Origin of the sequence: Mesorhizobium montanum (genome assembly GCF_033977145.1) — a bacterium.
Lineage (GTDB): Bacteria > Pseudomonadota > Alphaproteobacteria > Rhizobiales > Rhizobiaceae > Mesorhizobium > Mesorhizobium montanum.
This window is the reverse complement of the sequence record NZ_JAVIJF010000027.1, coordinates 60,745-87,310: the sequence shown is the minus strand read 5'-3', so window position 1 is coordinate 87,310 and position 26,566 is coordinate 60,745. Positions and strand designations below refer to the sequence as shown.

Annotated in this window: 30 protein-coding genes and 1 riboswitch; of the genes, 14 read left to right on the top strand and 16 right to left on the bottom strand. The window is 63.1% G+C overall.

Annotated elements, in window-relative coordinates:
* Positions 1-142: 142 nt before the first annotated feature.
* The 5 genes from RFM68_RS29185 to RFM68_RS29165 all read right to left on the bottom strand — a co-directional run bounded on the left by RFM68_RS29185 (position 143) and on the right by RFM68_RS29165 (position 5,994).
* On the bottom strand, positions 143-1,195 hold the full coding sequence (locus RFM68_RS29185) for a hypothetical protein (RefSeq protein ID WP_320236466.1): 1,053 nt from the start codon (positions 1,193-1,195) through the stop codon (positions 143-145).
* Between the two features lies 1 nt (position 1,196).
* Positions 1,197-1,712, bottom strand: a complete 516-nt coding sequence (locus RFM68_RS29180; RefSeq protein ID WP_320236465.1) for a hypothetical protein — start codon at positions 1,710-1,712, stop codon at positions 1,197-1,199.
* A gap of 196 nt (positions 1,713-1,908) precedes the next feature.
* A complete protein-coding gene (locus RFM68_RS29175; RefSeq protein ID WP_320236464.1) occupies positions 1,909-3,966 on the bottom strand; it encodes a DUF2272 domain-containing protein in 2,058 nt (685 codons plus the stop codon).
* A gap of 61 nt (positions 3,967-4,027) precedes the next feature.
* Complete coding sequence (locus tag RFM68_RS29170) at positions 4,028-5,020, bottom strand: hypothetical protein (RefSeq protein WP_320236463.1); 993 nt, start codon at positions 5,018-5,020, stop codon at positions 4,028-4,030.
* Positions 5,021-5,424: 404 nt separating this feature from the next.
* The gene (locus tag RFM68_RS29165) at positions 5,425-5,994 is read right to left on the bottom strand and encodes a histidine phosphatase family protein (RefSeq protein WP_320236462.1); all 570 of its coding nucleotides are present in this window, start codon (positions 5,992-5,994) and stop codon (positions 5,425-5,427) included.
* An 83-nt stretch (positions 5,995-6,077) separates the two neighbouring features.
* Positions 6,078-6,221, top strand: a riboswitch (adenosylcobalamin (AdoCbl) riboswitch).
* On the opposite strand from RFM68_RS29165, the gene RFM68_RS29160 reads away from it, so the two are divergent.
* The 5 genes from RFM68_RS29160 (at position 6,222) to RFM68_RS29140 (ending at position 10,285) form a co-directional block, all read left to right on the top strand.
* Entirely contained in the window at positions 6,222-6,431 is a 210-nt protein-coding gene (locus tag RFM68_RS29160; RefSeq protein ID WP_320236461.1) for a CbtB domain-containing protein, read from the top strand.
* Positions 6,432-6,536: 105 nt separating this feature from the next.
* Complete coding sequence (locus RFM68_RS29155) at positions 6,537-7,277, top strand: CbtA family protein (protein ID WP_320236460.1); 741 nt, start codon at positions 6,537-6,539, stop codon at positions 7,275-7,277.
* A 66-nt stretch (positions 7,278-7,343) separates the two neighbouring features.
* Positions 7,344-7,913: a hypothetical protein gene (locus RFM68_RS29150; protein WP_320236459.1), complete on the top strand. Its 570-nt coding sequence runs from the start codon at positions 7,344-7,346 to the stop codon at positions 7,911-7,913.
* Between the two features lie 200 nt (positions 7,914-8,113).
* Entirely contained in the window at positions 8,114-9,013 is a 900-nt protein-coding gene (locus RFM68_RS29145; protein WP_320236458.1) for a DUF1259 domain-containing protein, read from the top strand.
* 39 nt (positions 9,014-9,052) lie between these two features.
* Positions 9,053-10,285, top strand: a complete 1,233-nt coding sequence (locus RFM68_RS29140) for an MFS transporter (RefSeq protein ID WP_430694969.1) — start codon at positions 9,053-9,055, stop codon at positions 10,283-10,285.
* A 60-nt stretch (positions 10,286-10,345) separates the two neighbouring features.
* Here the strand turns inward: RFM68_RS29140 and RFM68_RS29135 are convergent, their stop codons facing one another.
* The gene (locus RFM68_RS29135; protein WP_320236457.1) at positions 10,346-11,674 is read right to left on the bottom strand and encodes a cation diffusion facilitator family transporter; all 1,329 of its coding nucleotides are present in this window, start codon (positions 11,672-11,674) and stop codon (positions 10,346-10,348) included.
* A gap of 84 nt (positions 11,675-11,758) precedes the next feature.
* On the opposite strand from RFM68_RS29135, the gene RFM68_RS29130 reads away from it, so the two are divergent.
* Both RFM68_RS29130 and RFM68_RS29125 read left to right on the top strand, forming a co-directional pair.
* Positions 11,759-12,250: a hypothetical protein gene (locus RFM68_RS29130; RefSeq protein WP_320236456.1), complete on the top strand. Its 492-nt coding sequence runs from the start codon at positions 11,759-11,761 to the stop codon at positions 12,248-12,250.
* Positions 12,251-12,403: 153 nt separating this feature from the next.
* Entirely contained in the window at positions 12,404-12,739 is a 336-nt protein-coding gene (locus RFM68_RS29125) for a hypothetical protein (protein ID WP_320236455.1), read from the top strand.
* Positions 12,740-12,787: 48 nt separating this feature from the next.
* On the opposite strand, the gene RFM68_RS29120 is transcribed toward RFM68_RS29125, so the two are convergent.
* Positions 12,788-12,937 carry a hypothetical protein gene (locus RFM68_RS29120; RefSeq protein WP_112100506.1) on the bottom strand — a complete coding sequence of 50 codons (150 nt, stop codon included), beginning with the start codon at positions 12,935-12,937 and terminating at the stop codon, positions 12,788-12,790.
* Positions 12,938-13,274: 337 nt separating this feature from the next.
* On the opposite strand from RFM68_RS29120, the gene RFM68_RS29115 reads away from it, so the two are divergent.
* The 3 genes from RFM68_RS29115 (at position 13,275) to RFM68_RS29105 (ending at position 14,238) form a co-directional block, all read left to right on the top strand.
* Positions 13,275-13,457, top strand: coding sequence for a hypothetical protein (locus RFM68_RS29115; RefSeq protein ID WP_036258067.1), 183 nt, complete (start codon positions 13,275-13,277; stop codon positions 13,455-13,457).
* 58 nt (positions 13,458-13,515) lie between these two features.
* Complete coding sequence (locus RFM68_RS29110; protein ID WP_320236454.1) at positions 13,516-13,896, top strand: YkvA family protein; 381 nt, start codon at positions 13,516-13,518, stop codon at positions 13,894-13,896.
* Positions 13,897-14,076: 180 nt separating this feature from the next.
* Positions 14,077-14,238: a hypothetical protein gene (locus RFM68_RS29105; protein WP_320236469.1), complete on the top strand. Its 162-nt coding sequence runs from the start codon at positions 14,077-14,079 to the stop codon at positions 14,236-14,238.
* Positions 14,239-14,275: 37 nt separating this feature from the next.
* Here RFM68_RS29105 and RFM68_RS29100 read toward each other — a convergent pair whose 3' ends face one another.
* Together RFM68_RS29100 and RFM68_RS29095 are read right to left on the bottom strand one after the other, a co-directional pair.
* Entirely contained in the window at positions 14,276-14,497 is a 222-nt protein-coding gene (locus tag RFM68_RS29100) for a hypothetical protein (RefSeq protein WP_320236453.1), read from the bottom strand.
* 361 nt (positions 14,498-14,858) lie between these two features.
* The gene (locus tag RFM68_RS29095; protein WP_320236452.1) at positions 14,859-15,041 is read right to left on the bottom strand and encodes a hypothetical protein; all 183 of its coding nucleotides are present in this window, start codon (positions 15,039-15,041) and stop codon (positions 14,859-14,861) included.
* Between the two features lie 405 nt (positions 15,042-15,446).
* Here RFM68_RS29095 and RFM68_RS29090 point away from each other — a divergent pair, with 405 nt between their 5' ends.
* Both RFM68_RS29090 and RFM68_RS29085 read left to right on the top strand, forming a co-directional pair.
* Positions 15,447-16,844: a sensor histidine kinase gene (locus tag RFM68_RS29090; RefSeq protein WP_320236451.1), complete on the top strand. Its 1,398-nt coding sequence runs from the start codon at positions 15,447-15,449 to the stop codon at positions 16,842-16,844.
* Positions 16,841-17,485 (top strand): LuxR C-terminal-related transcriptional regulator, encoded by a 645-nt coding sequence (locus RFM68_RS29085; protein WP_320236450.1) that lies wholly within the window; start codon positions 16,841-16,843, stop codon positions 17,483-17,485. Before RFM68_RS29090 ends, RFM68_RS29085 begins: the two co-directional genes overlap by 4 nt.
* Before the next feature lie 198 nt (positions 17,486-17,683).
* Here RFM68_RS29085 and RFM68_RS29080 read toward each other — a convergent pair whose 3' ends face one another.
* From RFM68_RS29080 to minC, 6 genes are all read right to left on the bottom strand, one after another.
* Positions 17,684-18,184: a hypothetical protein gene (locus RFM68_RS29080; RefSeq protein ID WP_320236449.1), complete on the bottom strand. Its 501-nt coding sequence runs from the start codon at positions 18,182-18,184 to the stop codon at positions 17,684-17,686.
* A 358-nt stretch (positions 18,185-18,542) separates the two neighbouring features.
* Positions 18,543-19,058, bottom strand: a complete 516-nt coding sequence (locus RFM68_RS29075) for a hypothetical protein (RefSeq protein WP_320236448.1) — start codon at positions 19,056-19,058, stop codon at positions 18,543-18,545.
* Positions 19,059-19,365: 307 nt separating this feature from the next.
* Positions 19,366-20,256 (bottom strand): EamA family transporter, encoded by an 891-nt coding sequence (locus RFM68_RS29070; protein ID WP_320236447.1) that lies wholly within the window; start codon positions 20,254-20,256, stop codon positions 19,366-19,368.
* Positions 20,257-20,703: 447 nt separating this feature from the next.
* Positions 20,704-20,976, bottom strand: coding sequence for a cell division topological specificity factor MinE (minE, locus tag RFM68_RS29065; RefSeq protein WP_320236445.1), 273 nt, complete (start codon positions 20,974-20,976; stop codon positions 20,704-20,706).
* Complete coding sequence (gene minD, locus RFM68_RS29060; protein WP_320236444.1) at positions 20,973-21,788, bottom strand: septum site-determining protein MinD; 816 nt, start codon at positions 21,786-21,788, stop codon at positions 20,973-20,975. The genes minE and minD overlap by 4 nt, the downstream gene beginning before the upstream one ends.
* A gap of 108 nt (positions 21,789-21,896) precedes the next feature.
* On the bottom strand, positions 21,897-22,817 hold the full coding sequence (gene minC, locus RFM68_RS29055; RefSeq protein WP_320236443.1) for a septum site-determining protein MinC: 921 nt from the start codon (positions 22,815-22,817) through the stop codon (positions 21,897-21,899).
* A gap of 186 nt (positions 22,818-23,003) precedes the next feature.
* On the opposite strand from minC, the gene RFM68_RS29050 reads away from it, so the two are divergent.
* Together RFM68_RS29050 and RFM68_RS29045 are read left to right on the top strand one after the other, a co-directional pair.
* Complete coding sequence (locus tag RFM68_RS29050; protein ID WP_320236442.1) at positions 23,004-23,615, top strand: SgcJ/EcaC family oxidoreductase; 612 nt, start codon at positions 23,004-23,006, stop codon at positions 23,613-23,615.
* Positions 23,603-23,986, top strand: a complete 384-nt coding sequence (locus tag RFM68_RS29045; protein WP_320236441.1) for a hypothetical protein — start codon at positions 23,603-23,605, stop codon at positions 23,984-23,986. The genes RFM68_RS29050 and RFM68_RS29045 overlap by 13 nt, the downstream gene beginning before the upstream one ends.
* A 59-nt stretch (positions 23,987-24,045) precedes the next feature.
* On the opposite strand, the gene RFM68_RS29040 is transcribed toward RFM68_RS29045, so the two are convergent.
* Positions 24,046-26,550, bottom strand: a complete 2,505-nt coding sequence (locus RFM68_RS29040) for a CoA transferase (RefSeq protein ID WP_320236440.1) — start codon at positions 26,548-26,550, stop codon at positions 24,046-24,048.
* Positions 26,551-26,566 lie beyond the last annotated feature (16 nt).

Sequence of the window (26,566 nt, the reverse complement as noted above, 5' to 3'; positions counted from 1 at the left end):
CTCAGGCGGGACTTTTCGAATCCTTCAAGGGCGACAGTGGTCATGGCGGGCCTCCGAATCATGAGAGCCCCATGGAATCAGATCAGCCGCAATCCCCAAAGCGCGTTAACCCGAGTTCGGAGCCCTGATGGCCGCGGGGCAGCTATTGTGAAACACCGACAACCGATTCTATGATTTGCAGGTTCTGCTGGACAAATTTCGCGTTTCGTCCCGACAGGGATTCCTGGGGGACGGAAGCCAACACGTCCCGAGCCGCGCTCGCCGTCGCCTTCAACGTCGCTTTCTGTTCGTCGGTAAGCGATTGGGCGCCTCCCATCACCTGTTGGGCCGCACACCAGGTAACATTCTCCTGCACCTTTAGAGCCAGCTTGCCGCTTGCGTCGATGCGCTCCCGTTCGGTAGCCGTGAGCTCGGAGAAATCCGTATTAAGTCGCTCGAAGCGCGAGCAAGTCAGCTCGCGCTTGGTTTGGCGATCCTGCTCCAGCCGGCTGATGGCCATTTCATAAAAAGCGGTGTCGATGCGGCGCAGTTGCTCTAGCAGGGCATCCACCGTGGCTCTTGGCACGCGCGAGTATAATTTGGGCTCGTTCGGCAAAACCGTTATCCAGTCCGCCGCCTGCCACACCTTATCGTCAGGCTGATAAAAATAGTTCTTGGCCAGATCGCCAGCCGCGTAGAGGAGCCAGTAAGCCACGCCGACGTCGTCGGCATTCTCACCCCTTGTCTGCATTTGCTCGAAACGAGCCTTCCAGAGCAATCGGGCACGCTGAAAAAGCAGATAGGAATTCCTGAAACTCGACTGCGATTGGCCCATCTCCTTGAGAAAGGGGCCAACTCCCTCCAGGTCGTTTGTCTTGTCGTTCGCGACTGCGGTCGCGAGCGGGTATGGACGGGATCTGTCGGCGAAATAAGGCAGAGCGAAATTCATCGGAACGCTCTGGAAGCCGGCCGGAGGTTGCTCGACATCCACTTCGATCGGGACGCTGATAATCGGCGCGCTCTTGAGGTCGAACGTCCACTTCCCGGTCGTTGCGTTCTTAGTCAAGATCGAGTCGTCCGACTTCACGCTGGCGGTCGCCGTGATCTGGCTGCGGCTAAAAACGTCGACGGTGAGGTCTCCTGCCGACGCAGCGCCGATGCCCATCGCGACGCCGGCCACGCCCAGCAGAAACCGTTGTGCTCCCACGAACAGCATATCAGTCCTTGTCCTTCACAAGCAGGGAGAGATAGGTACCTTGAATTGCCAGGAATGCACCGAACAGCCCCCGAAGCTGCTTAGGGGCCGTGTCCTTCGTTGCCTCGGTGAAGACATTGGAAAGGTCTTCGGTGCTGACCAGGAAAATAGCCGCAACAGACAAGGCAATGCCAAGCGCCAGGATGAGCACGAAAACATGCCCTGTCCGGTTCAGGTCGGGACCTGACTTGAAGGGCGTGACGTCGGTACGAACCTTGAAGCATACCGACGCCAGCATGGTCGGGATGATCGCGCTCAATCCTGTGATGAATGTCCCCAGACTGCTGTCGAACGGGAACGAGACGACCCGCATGAACACATATTTCCACGCGTCTTTCTGAACCTCAAATCCAGAAACATTATATTGTATAGCCAGAACCACAAATAACGCACATATTGCTACTATAATCAACCCAATTGAAAGCAAGAATATCTGCGCCAACCTGCGAATGAACATATCGTTTAAAAGTTTTGTCATGATTTTCCTGGCACCTATCGACACAGCCCTGCTCTCTATAGGCAAGAAATTCTCGCTTACGGCTTCGCCGAAGTTTATTTCGTCTCCAGTCTTTCGTTTGCGTCAAACGAAATCGATTCTAGCCAATCGCGTGTTCCTTGCCCGATGCCTCTGTCCAGGCTGGCGAATATCCGCGGCCTCATGATTGCGCACCCTGTCAGCCCACGCAGCGCAGCACGGCGATCCAGGGCAGAACGCCGACGCTGTCGCTTCGCGTCTTCAGCGTGCCGTCGCCATTGAGCTTCAGCCGCTTCTTGGCCACAGTCTCGCTGACATTGCCGCCTATGGTTATGGCCACGCCTTTGTTTAGGTCGACTTCGATCACCAGATCGGAATGCGAGGCGTAACGCTTGTCGGCCTTGAAGGCTTCGCGCGCGGCGTCAAAATCGAAGCGCTTGGCGCCTTCGCGACCGGCATGGACGAGATCGCCCGGCTGCGGCGCGTAATGCTCGGGGCGCATCGCCTCGTATAGGCCGCCCGGACGACCGGCGACGAAATCCTGGACATAGATCGCGTGCGCCTGAGCATATTGGAAGCGGTCGCCGCCGCCCGATATCCTGACGATGTAGGAGATGAATGCGGCCGACCAGGGTGGATTGACCATCGTACCGGGTTTGCTGCCGGGTATCAGCGAGCGACCGTCGAAATCCTGACCCACAGACTGCCAGTAGGTACCGATGCGACGGAACTGCGGATCATCGGTTTCCTGGCGGTTGCCCTGCTCGAAGAAGTTCCACTCGGCAAGGGCATTCTCGATCAGGCGCGCCTGGATGGTCGCCGCCTGCGAGGTGCCGGTGGCCGTAAAAGTACCGGTGGAGGCGCCGGCGACTGCCGGCGCCTCCGGCTGGCCGTCAGGCCCGAACTGGAAGGATTGCCCGCCCCGCTTCAGCACATATTCTCCCGGCTGGCCGCCGCCAGGTCGCGTGCCGTGAAAATGGACGTCGTGTCTTGCCTCATTGCCGAATTTCGCCACGGCGTGGGCGACGACGAATTTTCCCCAGTCGTTCATCGCCGACGCGCTGGAGATGAAAGGATTGAGGAAGTTGAGCCCGCTCTTGATGATGCTTGCCTTGCCGCCGGCGCGGGCCTCCACATGGCCGCGCACGATGTCGAAGATGGCCGGCCCCGCTACCGGCAGCTTCGACCATGTGCCGAGCGGGTTGATGGCGGAGAACTGCTTCTTCTGATCGATCACCCGCTGAATGCTGCCCGGAAAAGCGACATGGGCGACGCGGTTGAAGATGGTGTCGACGACCGCCGCCAGCCCGCCTTCCAACTGATCCTGGCCATACTGGCCGAAATGGCCGACCTCGCTCTTGGCGACGCGCGCCAGCGCATCGAGGTCGGTGTCGGAGATGTCGATCAGCTTGCCGGTGCCGGTAACAGCGCCTGTACTCGCCTGGTCGTTGCTGTCGTTCACCGTCGAGGATCCGGAGCCATCGTCGGGCACCAGCGCCTGGACGAGCGCGCGCGTGACGTCGGCCGAGGCCTGCAGCTTGACGGCGATCTTCTCTGCCGCGCCGGCGGCCGTCTGGCCATCGACGAATTCGGAAAACCGCGCCGCGATGCTGGCAGCGTCGACGCCGGCGGCGTCCGCGGCCACGAGATCGGTGACCTTGCTTGCCGGCGCCTTGATGGCGGCGGCAACCGCAGCCGGTCCGCACATCAGAGCCAGCGCGACCTCCGCCCAGCTCGGCGCACGGCCGGCGGCTTCGGTCAGCATATTTTGCACGACCATCAGGCGCGCCGCGGACACCAGGCTCTGCGAGCGCCATTCGTTCAGCGCCTCGGCGGGAAGCTCGATGCCGAGATCGTCGCGGGCGCCGTAATAGGCCCATTCCACGGCGCTGAGGCCGAATGGCCCCTGCTCGCCGCCGGGAAAGCCGCTCGGCTTGAATCCGCTTCGCATATGCGCATAGGCAATGAGAAAGTGGCCGTTGACGCCAAACGCATCGGCATGGGTGACAGCGACGCTTGCCAGTGTGGCGCCATCGACCGGCGGCAACTCGCCGGCATTCTTGTCGACAGCGTCGTCGGTGACCCAGCCGGTTGGCTGTCCAGCCATATCCAGCACCTTGATTTCGATGAAGTCCGGCGGCAGCTCGCTCAGGACCTCCACCTTGGCACCCGTTTTCACGAATATGCCCAGTGACGGGCCTGCCAAATTACCCACCGGCTTGCCGGCCAGCGTGCGCGAGTCGATCATGACAGCCATGCGTGTTCCCCCGTGGAATGCGTGTCGTGTCTTGGATTTCAGGCGATCGGCGCGAAGCCGGTCACATAAACTTTCTGCCGATTTCAAAGGCGCTGGTGTCGCGAGACGGGATGCAGGTTCCGATTCTCTTTTCCGCTTTCAGCAGCATCGCGTCGTGCACGCTGCGGATGCCATTCTGACTTGCGCTGGGATAGGTGACGCCACTGGCGCCTTGCTGCACGCCGCGGAAGAATTCGTCGACCGCCGTTCGCGTGGCGTCGTTGAGGACACCATCGGCCGGCGAGACGCAGAGGGCGCGCTGGATGCTTGCTACACGAACATGGGTGAGCGTCCGCTCAAAGGACCCGATCGTATTGGTCTGCTCCACCACAGGCTTGACTGGGGGCTTGGCGGGTGCCCTCACCTCCTGGATGATTTCCGGCTTGCGCGGTAGCGGCGAATTGGTCCTGACGTCGATCTCGATGTTCGAGATCGAGCCGCCCTTGACCGGGGTCGCCGCCGCGTCCGCGACATGCTCGACGAGCTTCGCCTCGATCACCGGCGGCAGACACAAAGACAGATAATCCTGGATCAGATGATAGGAGGCGGTCGACGTGTTGATCTGGCTGGCCTTGGCGGCAACCGCGTCGCGATAGGCGCCCTGCAATTTGCGCACGAAGGTCAGCGTCGTGGCTGGCGGCAGCTGGTAGAGATAGGTGCCCGCGGCGATGTCGGTCAGGTTGGAGGCCAGTCCGAAGGCTTGCGTGACGGCGGCCATCGATAGCGACGAGGCGCCCGAAGCGGCCAGAATGGCGTTGGTGGTCTGGCTGAAGGCGTTGAGGCCGGCCTTGGTCGCTTCACGGCGTCTGTTCAGATAGAAAAGCTCGCTGAAATACTCCATGCAGCGATCGTCGACATAGTTGAACCCGGCCTCGGTCAAGTCGTAATAGGTGCCGCCGCCGGTATCGCGCGCCAAGGCGTTCATGATGCGGTTGATGCGGCCGCTGGATTGCTCGACGCTTGCCGCGTCGATGACCGGCGGAATACCGACATAATGTTTTGTCGGATCCGCCATGCAACCCTGCAGCACAGCTAGAAAAACAATAAAAAGCGAATGAATCCAAAGGAAACGCTTCACAGATCGGCCCCCCGGCAAACTATTATATTATTGTCCTCCTCAATAAGCATAACCTAGGGCTTCAGGAAAAACTATAGGCTAATCCCGGTCGCCTTCGTCGACTGTAATTCCGTCAGCTGTTTCTGCCCGTTCGATCGGAATGCCGCAACTAACGCGACAGCAGGCCGCCGGATTGCGAAGCCGCCCGGCCGCGTGGCGCCGGCGAATATTCCCGCCTTGAACGTACGGCGTCTTGCGCGCGCTCCCTCAGGCGCGAGATTACAGCAGGGCCGTATTGCGAACTGAGAAGCATTTCACACTTCGCCGCAAACTGCTCGGCCAAGCCCAGGCTCGACTTGGGATCAGCTGGCCGTGATCCCGCTCGCATGCAGCACCCAGCGGCGGCCGTCGCTGCGAAACTCGGTGAGCGACAGCGGCTCGACGTCGATCTTCCAGACCGAGGAGAGCGGCGCGCCCAGCAGATGCAGCATGGCGGCGCGGATCGGCACGGCATGGGTGAGCGCGACGGTGTGGCCGCTCTCGCCGGCCAGGCGCTCCATGAGCGCGGCGCCGCGCCGGGCGACGGCGGCAAGCGATTCGCCGCCATGGGGTGCTGCGTCCGGATCGGAAAACCAGGCCGCCATGCCTTCCGGATCCCCGGCCTGCACCTCCTCGAAGCTTTTGCCGGCCCAACGCGCGAAATCCTGCTCGGCAAGCAGCGGCTCGACCGTGGCGTCAAGGCCAAGCGCCTCGGCCGTCCGCCGCGCGGCAAGCGCCGGACTTGTCCAGACGCGATCGGCGCGGCGCAGCGAAGCGGCCAGCGCGCCCGCACGCTCAAGAACCCGCGGCTCCGGCGCCTCGTCCTTCGGAAAGCGGCCCTTGCGCATGCCGGGCGTCGCACCGCTTGCGATCATCGTCAGGCGGGCAAGCATGAAAAACTCCGTGGCCCAGCGAAAAATAGGCCTCACGAAGCCGTGCCGCCATTACATGTCGTTGACAGGCGAACGAAGTGCTGACAAGTGTTTTAGCGCTATACGGGATTGGAAGCCGGTGCGAGTCCGGCACGGTCGCGCCACTGTGATCGGCACCAGCCGAAAGTCAGGCCTTATTCCGCAGCATTGTTCGATCAACGGGACGCAGTATCCCACGGGAGGTCAATATGTCCGACACCACTTTCGCCCCCAGCTACGGTCCGGTTGCAATTCCGGTCCGCGAGCTTCTGCCCTGGGCCATCCTCGGCGGGCTGCTGCTGATGCTGGCGATCTATTTCGTCGGCGCGGAAGAAGGCGCCACGTCGCTGATCCGCGGCAGCTATGTGCACGAGTTCGTGCATGACGGCCGCCACCTGCTCGGCTTCCCCTGCCACTAGTACGGTTCAGCGAACGCTGAGCCGCCCTAAGTTTTGGTCTTGCGCAGTTCCGGACGGAAAAACCGCTACGCAGTTTCCCGGAATTGCTCCAAAGGGGTTTTGAACATGGTCGGAAAACTTTTGCTGCGCGGCATGCTTGTCGGGCTGGTCGCGGGGATTCTGGCATTCGCCTTTGCCCGCATCTATGGCGAGCCGCAGGTCGACAGGGCGATCGCCTTCGAGGAACAGCAGGCCCAGGCCGCCGGCGAGGCGCCGGAGCCTGAGATGGTCAGCCGCGCCACGCAGGCGGGCATTGGCCTGGCGACCGGCGTGCTGGTCTATGGCGCCGCCCTCGGCGGGCTGTTCTCGCTGGTCTTTGCTTATGCCTATGGCCGGCTGGGCTCGCTCGGCCCGCGCGGCACTTCGGCGCTGCTGGCGCTGCTTGGCTTCCTTGCCGTGATCGTGGTGCCCGGCCTCAAATACCCGGCGAACCCGCCCGCGGTCGGCAATGCCGAGACCATCGGCTACCGCACCGAGCTGTTCTTCATCATGATCGTCATCTCGATCGCGGCGATGGTGGCGGCGGTGGGCCTGGCGCAGCGGCTGTGGAACCGGCTTGGCGCCTGGAACGCCTCAATCGTCGGGGCACTCGCCTTCCTCGTCGTCTTCGCGCTGGTGAAGGCAGCACTTCCCGACATCAACGAGGTGCCGGAAAACTTCTCGGCGACCGTGCTGTGGCAATTCCGCGTCGCGTCGCTCGGCATCCAGCTGGTGCTGTGGACCGTCGTCGGACTCGGCTTCGGCGCGGTAGCCGAGCGCGTGGTCGCGGTGCGCGACCAGCGCGGCCCGGCACGCCGTTACGCCTGACATACGATGCGTTGGCGGCCACGGTTCTACACCCTGGCGGCCAATTTCTTTTTGGCGACCGCCCTGGTGATCATAATTGCGGCGGCACCAGCCGAAACGCATAGCTGGTCGTCGGTCCCGCCTCCCCCCGGCATCCAGATCCCCAGCCTGACCCACGGCCAGATGGCGGTGATCGCGCGCTATCGCGGCGACATCCTCGACCTCGCCCAGCGCCAGACCGTGACCGATCCGACCTTCCGGCGGCTCTACAATCACGGCAACCTGCAATACACCTACTGCCTGTGGGGCCTGATGCCGGGAAGCCTCGGCGACGAAGAGAGCCCTTTCAACGAATGCAGCCACGCCTATCTCGCCACCGCCAAGGCGCTGCTCACCTATATGGCGACGATGCCGTCAGCCGCGCGCGAGGCGAAGGCGCTGATCTCAGACATCGACGCCGACATGGTGCGCAGCGGCGCGTCCTGGATCCTGTGCCAGTTCAGCGGCGAGAGTTTCAGCACCGGCGCGGTCATCGAGCCGCGCTGGCGGGACATCTTCTTCCACATGCCGAGCCTGGCGGTGCTCGTTGCGACAGTTGCCGCCATGATCGCCGCCGGCAGGTCGATCTCCGGCGCACCGCGCAAACGCGTCGCCTGACAGGCAGCAACCGGCCGGCGTAAGGGTCGCCCTCCATCCGACGTACGGACCCACAATCGCCAATCATGTTCGTCTCCGAAAGCTTCGCCATCGGCGACAAAGCGGGCGGAGTGCCTATCACAATTCCGCGAGCGCAATGGCATTTCGGAACGGCAGACGTTTTCCAATTGGGCACCTGGGGCTGAGCACAGGAGCAAATCATGCATGCGAAAATCGTAGCTGGTCTCGCGTTTGCGGCTTCCCTCGGACTTGCCCAGCCTTCCCTGGCTGCGCCTGACTGGAAGGCGGTCGCGCAGGCACTCGGGAAATCCGGCACAGAGGTATCAGGGGGCGTCTACCGGGTCGGGCTGCCTCGTTCCAACCTGAAAGTCACTGTCGACGGCGTGGAACTCAAACCGGCCTTGGCGCTCGGCTCGTGGCTCGCATTCAAAGCCATGGGCGATCACGACGTCATGGTGATGGGCGATCTCGTGTTGACCGAACCAGAGATCAGCCCCGTGATGATGAAACTGATTGAAAGCGGCATCGAGATCACGGCGCTCCACAACCACCTGCGGAGGGCCCAGCCGGAGACGATGTACATGCACGTCCTGGGGCATGGCGATCCGGAAAAGTTGGCCGCTGCGCTGCATTCGGCCTTGCAGGAGAGTGCGACGCCGCTTTCCGAGGCGCCGGCGAGCGCCACCGCTGCTTCGAAGGCGATTGATCTCGATACGTCGATCATCGACCAGGCGCTTGGCCGCAAGGGCAAGGTCAATGGCGGGGTCTATCAGGTCAGCATCCCGCGCGCGGAGACCGTCAAGGACGATGGAATGGAGGTGCCGGACGCAATGGGCTCTGCGATTGCCATCAACTTCCAGCCCACCGGCAGTGGCAAGGCCGCGATCACCGGCGACTTCGTTCTGATCGCCTCTGAAGTGAATCCGGTGTTACGAGCCTTACGCGAAAGCGGGATAGAGGTGACTGCCGTGCACAACCACATGCTCGACGACCAACCCCGGCTGTTCTTCATGCATTTCTGGGCAAATGACGACGTTGGCAAGTTGGCCAAGGGGCTGAAACTCGCGCTCGATCAAGTGCACCTAAGGACGGGCAGCTGACCTTTGACACAATCCCTTCAAAACTCCGAAGGGAGCTATATTGGCCCGGGCGGTGCCGAGCAGCCAAGCCACGAAAGGAACGGCGGCCGCGCTGCGGACATATACGCGGCGCGGGCCCTCAGGGATTTTGGCGACGGCTTTGCCGCCGTGCTCCTGCCCGTATATCTGGCGGCGATCGGACTCGGGCCGCTCGAGATCGGTGTCGTCGCGACCGTTGCCCTCCTGGGTTCGGCGCTATTGACGCTCGGCATCGGGTTCCTGGCGGTGCGCGCAGACCGGCGCACCCTGCTTTTGGCTGCATCCGGCCTGATGATCGCAACCGGGCTGGCCTATACGCAGCCACGCACCTATGCACTTGTTCTGCTCGTGGCATTCATGGGCACGATCAATCCTTCATCGGGAAGCGTCAGCATCTTTGTTCCGCTGGAGCACGCCGTCTTGTCGCGGCTCGTCGCGGATGCGGACCGCACGAAGGCATTCGCGCGCTACAGCCTGTTGGGTGCGCTGGCGGCAGCGTTCGGCGCCCTTGCCGCAACCAGCCCCGACTTCCTGGTAACGGCCGGGATTTCGCGGCTCACGGCGCTCAAGGCAATGTTCGTTCTTTACGCGGTCCTTGGTGTGGCGGGCGGGCTGGTGTACGCGCGCATTCCGGTTGGTCCGGAAACCTCTCCTCAGGAGAGGCCCGCCGCGGCGCTTGGGCCGTCGCGTGTCATCGTCTACAAGCTGGCGGCCCTGTTCAGCATCGACGCTTTCGCCGGCGGCTTTGCCGTGCAGTCGCTCATCGCTTTGTGGCTGTTCAGCAAGTTCGGGCTTTCGCTGTCGGCCGCCGGGTTGTTCTTTTTCTGGTCGGGTGTTTTATCGGCGGCTTCATTTCCGGCCGCCGCATGGCTGTCGAACCGCATCGGGCTTGTGAATACGATGGTGTTCACTCATATCCCCTCGAGCATTTGCTTGATCCTGGCCGCTTTGGTGCCGAATCTCGACGTCTCCCTGGCATTTCTTCTCGCACGCGCAGCGCTGTCTCAGATGGACGTGCCTACCCGCTCCTCATACGTAATGGCAGTCGTGACGCCACCGGAGCGGTCTGCGGCGGCGAGCGTCACGTCGGTTCCACGCAGTCTCGCAGCAGCGGCGAGCCCGGCCATCGCCGGGGCGCTATTTGCTGCGGGGTTCGAAGCCTGGCCGCTGGTGATCTGTGGTGCCCTCAAGATCCTCTATGACTTAGCCTTGCTCTGGGCTTTCCGCCACATCAAGCCGCCTGAGGAGCGATGAGACCGACCCGCTTGCGGGAAGGATGGCAGATTTCACGCAGATACTCAAAGAGTGCCTGTATCATTCATGCGCATGCTCGTGGTGATGGTCTTCCGGCTCGGCCATGGCGAAGGGCAAATCCTCGCGGTCGGCGCCGGCCGCAAGTTGCAAGCTGGCGCTGAATTCGTGCGGTTCGGCCGGCGCGATCAGGCTTTGCAGATAGTGGTGATCGCCGCCGACCGGAGACAGCGGCAGGCGCTCGACCGCGCCGTCCGCCCTTTCGATGGCGACATTCGCCCGCAGGCCCTCGGCGTGACGCGAAAGGCGCAGCCGCATGCGCTCGCCCTGTGGCGTATCGACGATTTCGAGCAGCCCGCTGGCGAGCTTGCCCGACACCAGGAACGGATCGGGCGCGTGATGGTGACCGCCCTCGGCTTGCGGCTCGGCAAAGCGCACCGTGGCGACGTCGAGCGCGGGAATGTGGGCGAAGAGCTCTGTCTTCAGCGATGCGGCTATGTTGTTCGCGGCGGCAAGCAGGAGCCCATCATTGACCGCGACCGTGACATCGACATGCAGCTTGTGGCCGAGCCATCGGGCCTTCGCGTCGACCACTTTCTCGATCCCGACCACATGTTCGGCGGCATGATGAATCTCATCGATGAGGCCGGGCTCGACGCCATCCAGCATGCGTGTCAGCACGGAGCGCGCCGACTGCCAGACGATGCCGAAGATGGCGACGGTGATGAGCAGGCCGATGATCGGGTCCGCCAGCGGATAGCCGAGCCGGACGCCGATCGCGCCGGCAACGACGGCGAGGCTGGTGAGCCCGTCGGTGCGGGCATGATAGCCATCGGCGATCAAGGCCGCGCTGTTGATCCGGCGGCCGACGCGGATGCGGAACACGGCTACCGCCTCGTTGCCGAGGAAGCCGATGATGCCGGCCGCGGCGAGCCAGCCCAGGAACTGGACCGGTTGCGGGTTCAACAGGCGGTTGACCGCTTCATATCCGGCAACGACCGCGCTCGCCAGGATGATGAGCACGATGACTATGCCGGCAAGGTCTTCGACCCGGCCGAGGCCGTAGGTGAAAGTGCGGGTTGGCTTGCGTCGCGCCAGCACGAAAGCGATCCAGAGCGGTATGGCAGTGGTCGCGTCGGCGATGTTGTGGATGGAGTCGGCAAGCAGCGCCACGCTGCCCGAGACCACGACGACAGCGATTTGCAAGGCGGCGGTGATCGCCAGGATTGCGAACGACCACTTGATCGCCCATATGCCGCGATCGGTGGTGGCGATGGTCGCGTCGATCACGCCATGCGTATGGCCATGCGGCCCATGATGATCGTGGCCATGCCGGCCATGGTCATGTCCGTGCGAACCGAAGCCGAACCAGTCCAGAACTTTTTTCCACATCAACGCCTCACAGATATTTGGTGAGCTGCTTCTTCAGCTCGTATCTAGCAGGGACTTTATATGCGGCATGGCCTGTATCCCAAAATGCCGATCTACGTTCTCAGTGCTGCGCGCGAACGGGTGACGCAGGCATTGCCGGAATCGCCGTTGCGCGCCGTCGAAATAGGCGGCAGCGCCGCGACGATGGAAAAACTTGTCGAGATCGATACCCGCGCGCCGGGCGTTTCGCGAGAAAAGCATCGCCGCTACCTGCGCACCGATCCGGCGACGACCGGGGTTTTGCTCTGCGCCGGCAACGATCCCGTCGGCTACAGCTACATCAGTGCCAGCGGGCATATCGGCCCTCTGGCGGTGATGCGGCCCGACATTCTTCGCGATGCCTTTGCAACTGCGTTGAGGCTGGCGGCGGATCGTTCGGCCGAAAAGGTATCGGCCTTCCTGCCGGGCACATGCGACAGCGCGCTCAGCCTTGCGGTCGATCGAGGCATGCGCATCGCCTTCCCGATGTTGTTGATGGCATCGCCCGGTTATGGCGACTGGAAACAGTATCTGCCGCGAAATCCCGGCTTCATGTGATCGGCCAGATGTGACCGGCCTCGCCGCGGCGACAGGCAGCCCGGCGGCAACCAAACGCCTGTTTTCCCGTTTATTTCAGCGGCTGCCGGCACTCACCCTGTCGTTAGCCGGCTCCGGCGGTGAAAGCCCACGGAGTGGAGAAAGGAGGCGGCAATGAAACGGCCGGCAGTGGAGGTAGGCGACAGGGTGGCCCTGATCGCCACGGTGGTCGAGCGCGTCGACGGCCGCGTGACGCTGAAGCTCGACGGCGACGGCCATAGCTATTCGATGGTCGAGCCGAATGCCCAGGCAGGCGACAAACTCAGACTTGAGGGCGACGTCGTCCATGTCGACGAGGATCTCGGACGCACGACGGTGCAGGTGCTGGGGCGCGTGACCGTCGACACCGAGTCGGTCGAGATGGTGGTGAGACGGTGCGACCTCGACCATATCGGGTCGAACGTGCCCGGCCACCCTCGCCCGCGCACCCCGGCGAAACCGCATGGGTGAAACTGGCGGCTGAGGCGCGATTCTCCCGCCGTGAAACGGTGGATTGCTTTAGTGGCGCTTGAAATACTGCACTTCGCGTTCGTGTTTCTCAGCCGCTTCGCGTGACTTGAAGGTGCCGAGATTGCGGCGCTTGCCGGTCCTGGGATCGATTTTGCGCGAATAGAGCCGGTATTCGCCGGATTTCAGTTTGCGGATCATGGCGATCTCCTTGCGAACTAGAGCGTTTCACGGAAACGCAGAACCGCTCTATCTCTTTGTTTTTACGCAATTCCGGACGGAAAACCGTTACACACTTTTCCTGGAATTGCTCTAGGACTCTAACCCGCCGGAACCGTCGCGGTTCCGCGCGACGATCTCCGCCTGCCCGCAGCCGGCAGCAGAAAAATGCCGTTGTCGGTGAACCATTTCACGGACGCAAACGACCCAATGTCGGAATCGACACCGTAACGACACGACTAAGTCGGATTATTTGTACTCAAATGACTTTCGCGACGTTATGCGGATGTTGCGAGCGTGCCGGATCTGAGGAGGTGAGATGGTGACGGCCAAGCTTCACGGCGTTGAACTCGTCAGGGGCCAGAAGTGGACGGTGCGCGTCACCGCCTACGGCACGACGCTCATCTTCCCCTTCGAAGCCGAGCAGTATGCGCGCTCCTATGCCGACGGTCAGGCTTTCCGCCTCGGCGTCGAGGTTGTCGAGCTGAAGGACTGCGCCTGAGAGGCCGCGCCGTCGATCGTCGGTTGGCCTGACGACCCGCACACCCGTATATAGGCGCATGTCGGCTCTCGACTCGGCAAGGCAATGGGCGCGCGGGATCAAGCGCGATGTGGTGGCGCTCTGGCTTGCCGCCCGTGATCCGCGCGTGCCCTGGTACGCAAAGGCAACCGCGGGCGCCGTCGCGGCTTATGCGCTGAGCCCCATCGATCTCATCCCGGACTTCATCCCGGTCATCGGCTATCTGGACGACCTGCTGATCGTTCCCCTCGGCATCATGCTGGCGGTCAAGCTGGTCCCCGCCGATCTGATGCAGGAATTCCGGGAAGAAGCCAGGCGACGCGAGAAGCCGGTCAGCAAGGCCGGCCTGGCCTTCATGATCGCGCTCTGGGCGCTGGCGGCGCTGGCGCTCGCTTGGCTGTTCTGGCCGAAGCCGGCCTAGGCGTTTCCCGTTGGGCTCGACCCGGACCGGGTCGATTGCACTCTACCTGGCCGCCGATGCGTCAGCGACCGTGTACGTTGACCATTAATTAGCAACACCTTGTATTTGTTGCAGATCAGGATCATGCTTATCGAGCATGTGAGACGACATGCGCATGGGGTGGGATAAAAGGGGTTGGGCGTGATGGAATTTGCAGTGTGTTACGATCATAGCGGGTTCGATCTGGCTCGGTCGATCTTCTTCGATATCACAGCGTTCTTCGTTCTCATGACGCCGCTGGCGGTTGCGCGGCTGGTCGCGATATCGCGAGCGGATACCGTCTCCCCGCTGCAGCCCGCCTGAGAGCCCTGCCGTAGAGTTCTAGCCGTCCCGTAGAGTTCTAGCCGTCGCCGGTGAGCTTTCGGATCGACAGGTCGCCGAGCAGTGCCGAACAGTCGATCTCCTCCTGGAAATGCGCCTGCGGATCGAGCACCAGCCACGAAGCGTGGGTGCGAAGGTCCTTCAGCCTGGCATTCTTTCGCGCACGCGCCAGGCGCTCCGCCTCGGCAATCGAAGCCTGAAAGGACCTTTCGGCCTTGTGATGATGAGGGGTCCCCGACATCGCATCAACAAACGCGCTTACCCCGCTTTTCGTTCCCTCGAAAGTGGACGATCGGTCGCCGGAGCCTTGGCGCCTTGCAATGTATTGGCGCGGCTACCGGCATCGCGGCGAGCACTTCTTCGGCACCGGAGCTCAGGCGATATCGAGCATGTGAGGAAGGCTGGAATCGGCAGTTGGGGTAGCCCGGCTTGCCTTGGCGGTAAAAGAGTACGGCTCTTTGACAGGCAAGCCGGGCTGAGGCACCGGCTTTTGGGTTTCCTTGGGGGAGCCGGCGCAGGGACAGAGTGTCCGTTTCCCGTTGCGCCCGCAATTGTGGCTGAGGTCCTATGCAGCAACGCAAAGGTCCGAGCGGCTAGAATGCTCAAGCCTGCGTAGGGCGGCTGCCTTTTTGGAGCGTTCTTTTGACGAAAAGCTCGGCGTGCTGCGCCCATTGCGCTTCGGTGACGTCGTTCTCCCGAACGGACAGCCTGAAAGCTTCCCGCAACGCATCGAGCTCAAAAATCGACAACCGCTGGTTTCTTTTATGCTTTTTTGTGCCGTCCATACTGTGTTGCCAAGCACAGCAAGGTGATGTCCATCGTATAGGCGGCGGTTGTTCGACCCATCAAGACCTTGGCCCCGACTTCTTTTGGGGGCAAATTTTGCTGAGACTTTCGCGCCTCGCCATCGGGATAGAGTTGTCGGCCTGCCGATCTCGACGGTTTGCAAACCGGGCCATCCGACAGGTCCGCCGCCATATATCTGCATCTACAACAACCGGCGGAAAGACCGCGCGCGCCCAGGGCTGCTATCGTGTGTCGCCGCATACGGCGAGGCATATACCCCCGCCCTCCGGCGTGCCCGCGCAAACCGACCACCATTAACCTTCCCCATGGGCACGGACCAAGGTCGGTGTCGCAATTGCCTTCCCTCGCCTATACTCTCGCAGGCGGGTGGGTGAGCGGGGCCGATGTTTGGGAGGTATTTAAAGCGATTTGCACGGGTCTGGAGCAGGCTCTCGCTGGCCTGGCAGTTCGTGATCGCGGGCGGCATCGGCCTTCTGGCCGTGATGCTCGTGGTCGGGCTTTGGGTGACATCGCAGATCCGTGACGGCGTCATGCACAATTCCGCCGCCACCACCGCGCTCTATGTCGACAGCGTGATCGCGCCGTTGCTCCCCGACATGCGCAAGAGCCAGGAGCTCGACGACACCGTCAAGCGGGCGCTGGACGAGACACTGGGCCAAGGCGCGCTTGGCAAACGGCTGGTATCGTTCAAGCTGTGGCGGCGCGACGGCACGATCCTCTATTCAAAGGACGCCAGCCTCATCGGCAGGCAGGTCAAGCCCAACGCCAACCTCCTTGCCGCTTTCGCCGGCAACGTCACGGTCAAATACAACAGGCTCGAAGACGAGGAAGACGACAAGGAACGGTCGATGGGCGTTCCGCTGCTCGAAATCTACAACCCGGTGCGCGAACCGTGGTCAGGCGAGGTCGTGGCCGTCACCGAATTCTACGAATTGTCCGGCGACTTCGAGGAATCACTGCACTCCGCCCTGTTGTGGAGCTGGCTGGTGGTGGCGGCCGCCACGGCGGCAGCGCTTGCCCTGCTCTCGGGCATCGTTTTCCGCGGCAGCCGCACCATCGTCACGCAGCAGGCTGCGCTCGAGGCCAAGGTTTCCGAATTGCAGACGGCGCTGGCGCAGAACTCGTCGCTGCGTCAGCGCGTGCAGCGCGCCTCGCGCCGCGCCGCCGCCATCAACGAGCGGTATCTGCGGCGCATCGGGGCCGACCTGCATGACGGCCCGGCGCAACTGGTGGCGCTCGCCGCGCTCAGGATGGACAGCCCGGTGCTGGTCGATCCGGCTACATCGAGCACGCTGCGCGAAGCCGAGATCGCCGGCATCCACAAGACGCTCGGCGAAGCGATGCGCGAGATACGCGGCATCTGCAACGGGCTGGTGCTGCCGCAGATCGAAACCCAGGCCATCGCCGACATTTTGCGGCTGGCCGTGGCCGAGCACGAGCGCCGCTCCGACACCAAGGTGTTGTTAATTCTGCCCGAACGCTTGCCGGAACTCGGAACCTCGGAAAAGATCAGCATCTATCGCTTCGTGCAGGAAGGCCTGAACAATGCCTACCGTCACGGCAAGGGCAAGGGCCAGCAGGTCAGGGCCACGACGAAGGGCGGCAAGCTCCTGGTCGAGGTGCTGGACACCGGCCCCGGGTTCGACCCGGCCCGAAGCGAGGGCCTTGGGCTTGCGGGCCTCAGGGAACGCATAGAAAGCATAGGCGGGCAGTTCGAAACGCTGTCCGGCCCGGGAGGAACCAGACTGGGGATCACCTTGTCTGTCGAGGAGCAACCGTGAGCACATCCATCCGCATTGCAATAGTCGACGACCACCCATTGTTTCGCGAGGGCGTGGCGCGCAGCCTCGGCGAAATCGGCGGCTTCGAACTTGTCGGCGAAGGCGCCAGCGCCGAGGACGCCGAAAGGCTAGCGCGCGCCAGCACGCCCGATATTCTTCTGCTCGACATCAGCATGCCCGGCGGCGGCCTCAACGCGCTCGCCGGCATACTTTCAGCGATGCCGGACCAGAAGATCGTCATGCTGACGGTGTCGGAAACCAACGGCGACGTCGCCCAGGCGCTGAAGGCCGGCGCACGCGGCTACGTGCTGAAAGGCGTCGGCTCCAAGGCGCTGGCCGAGATCCTGCGCGATGTCGCCACTGGCCAGAGCTATGTATCGCCGAGCCTCTCGGCGAGGCTGCTGTCCGACCTTCTGCAGCCTACCGGCAGCAAGCCCGATCCGCTCAGCCAGCTCACCGGCCGCGAGGCCGAGATCCTGAAACTGGTCGCGGAAGGATTGAGCAACAAGGAGGTCGCCGCCCGGCTGTCGCTGCAGGAAAAGACGGTCAAGCATCACATGACCAGGGTGCTCGCCAAGCTCAATGTGCGCAACCGCACCGAGGCGGCGCTGCTGATGCATCAGGCCAGGGAAAGGCAGTAGGGACTTGGAGGAACTGAAGAACTGAAGAACTGAAGAAGCGAAGAAGCGAAGAAGGAACGTGGATCACCTATTCCTCGGTTCCCCAGTTTCTTCAGTTCCTCTTTCTCAGTTCCCTCACCTCAAAACGCAATCACCCCCGCCGCGAGAGACGGGGGTGACATGCAGGAGCACGGGAAAGGGGGTAGCCTCTCCCGACCCTCACAAGTTCTGCAGGCGAGACAAGTCCTGCTGCGTCGCCGGGCGCTCTACGATGGTGCGGCCTTGTGCATCCGTCATCTCGAAGCGGCCGTTGTCGATCTCTTCGGTCATGCCGTTGGGATGGACGACGGTGATCTTGTTGCCAGCCACTTCGACCTGGTCGCCGGTTTTCGTGTTGACGTGACTGCCGGCTGCGTCCGAGGCCGAGTCGTCGTCCTGACCCTTGCCATTTTCGCTGCTGTTGCCGCCATTGCCGGAATTCGAGCCACTGGCGGAGCCGGAATTCGAGCCGCCGGCCGAGCCCGAATTGCCGCCGTTGCCGTTGCCGTTTCCGCCGCCATTGCCGCCACCGCCGCCATGACCGCTGCCGGCATCGGCCGTGGCGGCTGCAATCCCAGGCGCGCCATCAAACGTGGCGTGCCAGGGCGCGAGCGTCAGCGCCAGAGCGCTCGAGGCGCGCAACGCGAACCAGGTAAGCCTGCTGAAATGGCGGTTTCGCATATCTTCTCTTGTTCCGGTCCCACCGCGGCATGCCGAAGTTCCACTCTCGGCATGGGCGAGGCGGAACCGGTGTCTTGACCGGCAAAGGATTCACATTCCGGCGAGGCGACGAAAGCGGCCCACGACCCATGCTCCGGCCAGTCAGACCATTTTTGCCGCCATGGCTGACCAATGTCGTAACCGGCAAGCCGTCGCCGAGACTGAAAAAATTACCCCCGCACGAAGGCGGGGGCAAGGTGAGTAGCCAAGCTTTATCGCAAAACGATCAGGACCGCAGAGACGAAGCAAAAGGTGGCAACCTGATTTTGCAGCGCTGACCTTCGGTCCCTTAAGATCTAATCCGAATAAAACCTCGCTCTCACAAACTTTTCATGCGATCGAAATCGGCCATGGTGGCTTGGCGGTCGACGATGGTGCGTCCGTATTTGTCTTCCATCCTGAACCGGCCGTTCTCGATCTTCTCCTTCATTCCATTGCGGTGCGTGACCTGGATGCCCTTGCCGGTGACCTCGACCTTGTCGCCGGTGAAGGTATTCACATGATTGTCGACATTGGTGGCGCTTGCGGCGCTGGCGGAATTCGCTCCGCCGCTGCTGTCCCCACTGCCGTTGTCGCTGTCACCGCTGCCGCTATTTCCGTTGCCGCTATTGCCGTTGCCGCTGTTTCCGTTGCCGCTATTGCCGTTGCCGCTGTTTCCGTTGCCGCTGTTGCCGTTCCCGCTATTGCCGCCGCCGTTTCCGCCGCCATTGCCATTTCCGCCGCCGCCGCCGTTCCCACCGCCGCCTTTGCCGGCATAGGCCTTGGTCAGGACCAGACCATCGATGGAGATACCAAGAGGCGCGACAACAAGCGCCAACGCGGTCAGCGCTGGCATGACTAGCCCGCAGCCCCTGCGCGATGATACGCGCATCCCGTTCTCCCCATGCCAGCCCTTCAGCCCGTCGGCCGAACTGCCCCACCGGCAATGTCGCAGCATAAGCATCCCCAATCAGCAGGTCTTAAGGAAGTGGCCCACGACCCTTGTCTTGTCTACTCAGACTTGTTGTGATCTGCGGTAGGACCTAAGTCTTATTTCAACCACCGGATGTGGTCGGATATCGCCGCCACAGGATCGATTTTTCCAAGCCGACCATACTCTTAACAAGCAGAAGTTCGCGTGGCCAGGTTCAGGGAGGATGGGCTCAGGCCGGCGAAGACACCGGCCGCCGCGCCGCAACCGCCGTGCCGAAAGCAGCGGCAATGACGGCGGCGATGCCGGCGCATTGCAGCAGGTTGAGCTTCTCATGTAGGAACAGGAGGCCGGTCAGGGCGCCGCCCGCCGGCTCCAGGCACACCAGCATGCCGTAGACCTTGGCCGGCATGCGAGCCAGCACGAGCATTTCCAGGTAGAAGGGCAGCGCGCTGGAGAACAGGCCGACCACGGCCGCGCCCGCCATGATGTGCGGGTCGGCGAGATAGGGTTGCGCGGCGCTGAAGCCGAACGGCAGCGCCAGCACCGCGGCGATCGCCATGCCATAGGCGGAGGTGCGCACGCCGAGCTCGGCGCCGGCCTTCTGCGCGAAGATGATGTAGAGCCCCCAGCAGGCACCGGCCGCGAGCGCCAGCGCCACGCCCAGCGGATCGAGCCCGCGGCTGGCATCGGCAAAGGGCGAGAGCATCAGGACACCGGCTATCGCCAAAGCCACCCAGACGAGGTCGAGCAGGCGCCTGGAGCCGAGTGTCGCGACGAACAGCGGCCCGGTGAATTCGAGCGCCACGCAGATGCCGAGCGGAATGCGCTGAAGCGCGCCATAGAACAACATGTTCATGGCGCAGACGGTGATGCCGTAGGCGGCAAGCCAGGGCAGGTTCCGGCGCGACGGCAGCACTTTCCATGGCCGCAGCACCACCGCCAGCATCAGCGCGCCGATGGCAAGCCTCAGCATCGTCGTGCCTTCCGAACCCAGCACCGGGAACAGGCCCTTGGCAAAGGCGGCGCCGACCTGCACGGACAGGATGGCGCCGAGGAGGCCGAGCACGGGCATGGCGCCAACATGGGTCTCGGGTTTTGCGGCGGTCTGCGTCGAGGTCAATCCTGGCTCCATCCCTGGTTCGGAGATGGAGATAGGGCGCGGCGCTCACGCTGTCGTGAGGCAGCGGGGGAGCAGATGGTGGGACAAGAGGGACGGGGTGGCGTGTTGGCAGGAGGTTGGCAAACCGAGAGGCTGGCGGGACAGCACCCCCTCTGCCCTGCCGGGCATCTCCCCCTGCTTTGCCGCCGGCGCTTTTTCTTGCAACGTTGGTGGTTGGCGAAGGCCGGTCGACATCTGATCTGCCGGGGAGATGTCCGGCAGGACAGAGGGGGGCGCGAAGGAACGCGGCGGCGCCTATCTTGGGTTCATCGCGCCGGTCAAAGGCCAAATGCGCTGGCACCCTACCTCCCCCTTGTGGGGAGGTCGGACCACAGGTCCGGGCGGGGGTCGGCGCCGCCCCCCTCCCCGATCCGCTGCGCGGATCGACCTACAAGGGGCAGGTAAAGCTCACCCCGCCATGGCCAGCGGCGCCGCGCTCTTGTTGGGGATCTGGATGTCGATCTCCAGCGTCGACATGGTGGCGCCGCGGTCCATCGAGACCTGGAGGTAGTCCTGGTCGATCTGCACATGCTTGGCGATGACCGCCATGATCTCCTCGCGCAGGATAGAGACGAGGTCCGGCTGATTGCGGCTCTGGCGCTCATAGGCGAGCAGCAGCTGCAGCCGTTCGCGCGCCACCGGCGCGCTGGTGCGCCGCTTGAAGAGGTCGAGGATGCTCATGCGGCCCTCCTTCCGAGCAGCCGGTCGAGGAAACCTTTGCGTTCGAAGGGGACGACCACCGGCAGGTCCTCGCCTTCCAGGCGTCTTGCCGCCTCGAGGTAAGCCTTGGCGGCGCCGTTGAGCGGTTCGGAGAGCGTGACGGGCGAGCCGAGGTTCGAGGCCCTCAGCACATCCTGGCTTTCCGGGATGATGCCGAGCAGCGGCGTGGAGAGAATCTCCAGCACGTCGTCGATCGACAGCATCTCGCCGCGCGAGGCGCGCGCCGCGTCGTAGCGTGTAACCAGCACGTGTTTTTGGACGAACTCGCCCTGTTCGGCCTTCATGGTGCGGGCGTCGAGCAGGCCGATGATGCGGTCGGAATCGCGCACCGACGACACCTCCGGATTGGTGACGATGACCGCCTCGTCGGCGAAGCGCATCGCAAGCTGGGCGCCGCGCTCGATGCCGGCCGGGCTGTCGCAGAAGACATAGTCGAACACCGAACGGAGCCTTGCGATGACTTCGGCGACGCCCTCCTCGGTCAGGGCGTCCTTGTCGCGCGTCTGCGAGGCGGGCAGCAGATAGAGCGTCTCCAGCCGCTTGTCGCGGATCAGCGCCTGCGACAGCTTGGCCGAGCCCTGGATGACGTTGACGAGGTCGAACACCACGCGGCGCTCGGCGCCCATGATGAGGTCGAGGTTCCTGAGGCCGACGTCGAAATCGACCAGCGCCACCTTCTTGCCGGTCTTGGCCACGGCGGCGCCGAGCGCGGCCGTCGAGGTCGTCTTGCCGACGCCCCCCTTGCCCGATGTGACCACGACTACCTTGCCCATATATCCAGCCTCCATTGGCGGTTTTTATTCTCTGGCCGTGCCGGGCACGGCGGGTTCCCTTAAAAGCTTCGCACGCGAAACCGGTCCGAAGCTTGCGCAGCAAAAAACTCAGCCGAGCGGCACCACGCACAGCGCATCATTGTCGAGGAAGGCCTGCACGGCCTTGCCGCGCGACACGCCCTCCATCTCCTCGGCCGTGGTGTACCAGCCGTCGACGGCGAGCAGTTCGGCCTCGTTCTTGCGGCAGAAGATGCGCGCCGAAATATTGCCTTCCGAGCCGGCGATCGCGCGGCCGCGCAACGTGCCATAGACATGGATCGAGCCGCCGGCGACGATTTCCGAGCCGGACGCGACCGAGCCGAGCACGATGACATCGCCGTGCGGATGGAAGACCGACTGTCCCGAGCGGATCGGCGCCTTGATCATCAGCGTGCCGGCGGAAGGCTCGGCCCGCACGGTCTCGGCCCCCTGCCCCGGTCTTGCCGATTCAGTCAGGGCCGGTTCGGTTTGGGCCGGTCCGGCCTGAGCCGACGACTCGATCCTGACCGCTTCGAGCCTTGCCAGTTCAGGGTCCACCGGTTCGTCGCCGGCTGCCTGTAAAACGTCTGCATGCGCCGGCTCTCGGGCCACCCGGGTCTGCTCTTCGGCCGGTTCGATGGTAATTTCTTCCGCCTTCGCCTTGCGCGCGGCCCGGCCCAGCAGCCCCTCCGCGGTCGCCTCCTTGGCGCCGGCCAAGAGCGGCGGTAGCTCGGGCCCGAGATCGGCGCCCTCGAGCTCGATGGCATAGACGCGGATACCGCGCGAACCAAGCACGCCGACAAGTGCGGCGATCTCCTCCGGCCCCGGCTGCAAGACGTTCAGGTCCAGCACCACCGGTCGCCGGTTGAAATAGCCCGGAGAGTTGGCGATCCAGTGATCCAACCCCTCCAGCCAGTCGGCGATCGGCGCCTCCGGCGTCAGCGTGAAAGCGACGAAGGAGCGGGCGCGAAAGCGGATGGATTTGTTCTGCAAAGGGGCGGCGAAGGTCACGACCAGGCGAATCCTTACTCAATGATTAAAGGGTGCCGGGCTAATGGTTAACAAAAGGTTAATTTGAGGGGCCAAGGCCGTTAAGGAAGTGGCGCGGCTAAGTTCTGTGGCTCGGCGGTGACAGGGTCTGCCGATGCCGCTATCGTCCCAACCTCAAGCCTGGCGGAAAGCAAGGGAGATCATCTCATGAGACTGGTGGTCGGCAGACCTGAGGATGCCGCGATTGCCTTTGCCGATGCCTGGAACAGACATGACATGGACGACTTCGCAGCGTTGTTCTCCGAGGATGCCAATTTCGTCAATGTCGTGGGCATGTGGTGGAAAAACCGCGCCGAGATCGAAGCGGCGCACCGCGCAACTCATGGGACCATGTTTCGCGACAGCCGGTTGGAGGGTGTCGTCTCGTCAGTTGTCGAGTTATCTCCCGGCCTTGCATCGGTGCACTATAGATGGACCCTGACCGGCGCATCAACTCCGGACGGCTCACCCGCTGGAACACGGGAAGGCATTCTGCTTCTGGTGGTGAAGAAAGAACAGTCCGGCTGGCGGATAAAGGTGGCCCAGAACACCGACATTGTTCCAGGAGCGATCGCTCCCCCTTCCAACGCAAGGAGATGGGGCGGCATGCATCAAGCCCGCACGAGTCGGGCATGTGAAGCGGCTAATATACGAAAGAAGCCATACCAAGCACCCTCTGCCCGGGACTTTCTATTCTTTGAGGCAAGGAGACGGGCATGGGCATCGATCGGGAAGACAGCAGGCGAGCATTCAAGGCCAGTGCTGCAATGGCGGCGCTGATGCTGCTTGGCGGATGCATGACGCACCAGCCGACCGGCATAGACGCATCCCAGACGAGCGGCATAGACCAATGGCTGACGACGGCCAATGCCGACACGGTCGTCAACGCGATGGCGGCGAAAGGCATGATGCCGGCGACCATCGACTGCCGGTTCGCCGACAGCACGCAGGGCCAGCAGGCCTACGTCTCGAAATTCACCTGGAGGCGCGCGCCGACAAACACACGCTACCATTGGGAAGTCGGCGACCCGACCTACCTCGCAAGCAAGGAAGTGAGAGCCAACAGGATTGGACTGCGGCGGGTGTTTGCGAAGGAGGTGCGGGACCCGGCGAGCGGGCAGAAGGTTGGGTGCTCGATCTGGGCGGGTTAGGCCGCGATGGACTGATGCACGGTGGCAGCGCGGCTACAACACCTTCCGCTCGGTGCCGCCTAGCTTGGCAGGTACTGCCGGCTCCAGCTCTCGCTGATCGCGCCGCGCTCGATCAATCGATCGATCTCGTTGTGCGAGTATCCGAGGCCCGCCAGCACGCTTCGCGTCGATGACCCGTATTTCTCGGCCGGCGGCGGCGCGTGGATTTCGCTCGATGCGGGACGCACCGCGCAGGGGTCTAGATGGGTGACGCAGTGGCCGCTCGGATGGTCGGCGCAGATCGAGAACGAATAGCTGCCGCGATCGGTGCCGGGGGTGCCGTCGGCAGCCCTCGCCGTGGCGGCGCGGATCGCTTCGATGTTGTCGCAGATCGCAGCCCCGATATCGGCTTTGCGGAAGCGTTCCATCCAGGTCGCTGCCGGCGCGGTCGCGATGATCGCCTGCAACACATCTGCGTGCTCGGCTTCGGGCACGTCGCTCAGCCTTTCCAGCGCCTCGACGCTGCGGAAGCGGGAAAGGTCGCGCGCCGAGGCGGCGAGCACGATCCAGCGATCCTGTGCCTTGTATAGCCTGTGCAGGGCGTCATACCCGCGCGCCGAAGGTCCGGATGGTTCGTCGAAGGGCGCCCTGCCCTTGTAGTCGTAGCAGAACGGCAGTTGCGCCAGACCGCTCAAGGCGGAAAGCGAGGTGCGGGCGCGGCCGACCTTGCCGGTCTTCTGCTTCTGGTAAAGTGCTGCCGCGACAGCGAGCGCGGCACCAAAGCCGCACATGACATCGATCGTCCCGACATGGGCATGCTCTTCCGGTGTCTTCATGGATCCGCCAAAGCGCAGCATGATCCCGGTGGCCGCCTGCACGAGGTCGTCGTAGCCGAGATAGTCGGTGCGCGGGCCGCGACGAACACCGCCGAAACAATCGAGCTGGCAGAAGATGGCTTCCGGATTGAGTTGGCGCAGCCCATCAGCATCGAGGCCCATAGATTTCACCTGGCGGTCGGTGGCGTTCCAGACCACGACGTCCGCCGAACGCACGAGCTGTTCGAACACCTTGCGGCCGTCGAACGAACCAATGTCCAGAAGCACCGATTTCTTGCCCCGCATATGCGTCAAGCCGAAGATCACCGTGTTCCAGCAATCGAAGAACGGTGTGGCCGGATCGATCTTGATGATTTCGGCGCCGAAGCGCGACAGATAGGAGACGCAGTGCGGCCCGGCGATGACGTTGCAGAGGTCGAGAACCCTCACGCCATCCAGCCATCCTGCCGGTTCCCCGGCTTTCGACGTGTTCGTGCGACGCGGCGCGGGAAAGGTCTTCAGGGCCGATAAGGCGTCGTCGACGCCGGCGGTCCGTCGCGGCGCCGGTTCAAGCATGGCTTGCCCGCTTTCCTCCAGCCATGCCATCGGGCCGGGCTGGATCATCTTGCCATATAAGGGATCGTCGACTTCGATCATCAGGCCAGCGCATTCGGCGTGGTCGTCGCTGATCCATTCCTGTAGCCAACGGTGCGGCGCGCCGGGGAACTGGCCTTTGCCGAAGATGCGTTCCCACTCCTTGGCGGTGCGGGTGAGGAACGTCTCTTGCATCCGCGCCGCTATCTTGTCGGCCCAGAATTTCGGCAGCGGATAAACGCCGAGCGAGACATCGGACTGCCACTCGGAGACGGGCACGTAGGTGTCCTGTTCTTCACGAAGGCCGCCGGCGATCAGTTCGTCATAGAGCCCGAGAGCCTGCAGGCAGCGCTTGGCATGATGCCTGTGGCTCGGACAGACAACGTAGAAACTGCGTCCGTCCTTGCAGGGATAGCTGCGGTAGAATGGATCGAGAAATCCCTGCAGATCGCCATAGGAGATGTCCATTGGGACGTTGCCGGCCCGACGGCGTTCGATCTCCCGTTCGCGCTGGGTCTGATAGCGCAGTGGATAGTCCTCTATGCTGATCGAGTTGTAGCTCAGCCCTTCCATGACCGCGCTCGCCAACGGCACTTCGATATGGTCGCCACTGCCAGTGCGCTCGCGGGACTGCAGCGCCAGCGCGGCGGCGGAAACGGCGAGCATGGCGCCATAGGAGGACGCAAGCGGCAGCGGCGAGAAGGACGGGTTGACGCCCATCAGCACACGGTTCAAGCCCATATCCGTGAACACGCCGGACGATGCCGCGATGACGGATTCGAACGCGCGCCAATCCCGTCGCAGTTCGTCGTTCGAGGCAAAGCCGGGCATTGACACCGTGATCAGATCCGGTCGCGCCACGCGTAGTTTTGCGAAATCGATGCCGAGGCGACGCATAACGCCAGGGCGAAAGTTCTCGATGACGATATCCGCCTCGGCGATCAGCGACAGCGCGTTGGCCAGACCGCCTTCGGATTTCAGGTCGAGCGGGACGATCAGCTTGTTCCGGTTCAGCGTGGCGTTTGCCGGACTATCCCAGAGCGGTCCCGAGGGCGGATCAACATGAACCACCGTTGCGCCAAGGTCGCCGAGCATCATGGCGACCGCCGGACCCGCAATATACTGGCCGAAATCGACGACCTTCACGCCGTGGAAAGGGAGGGCTGCGCGCTGCATATTGGCTCTCTGCTGG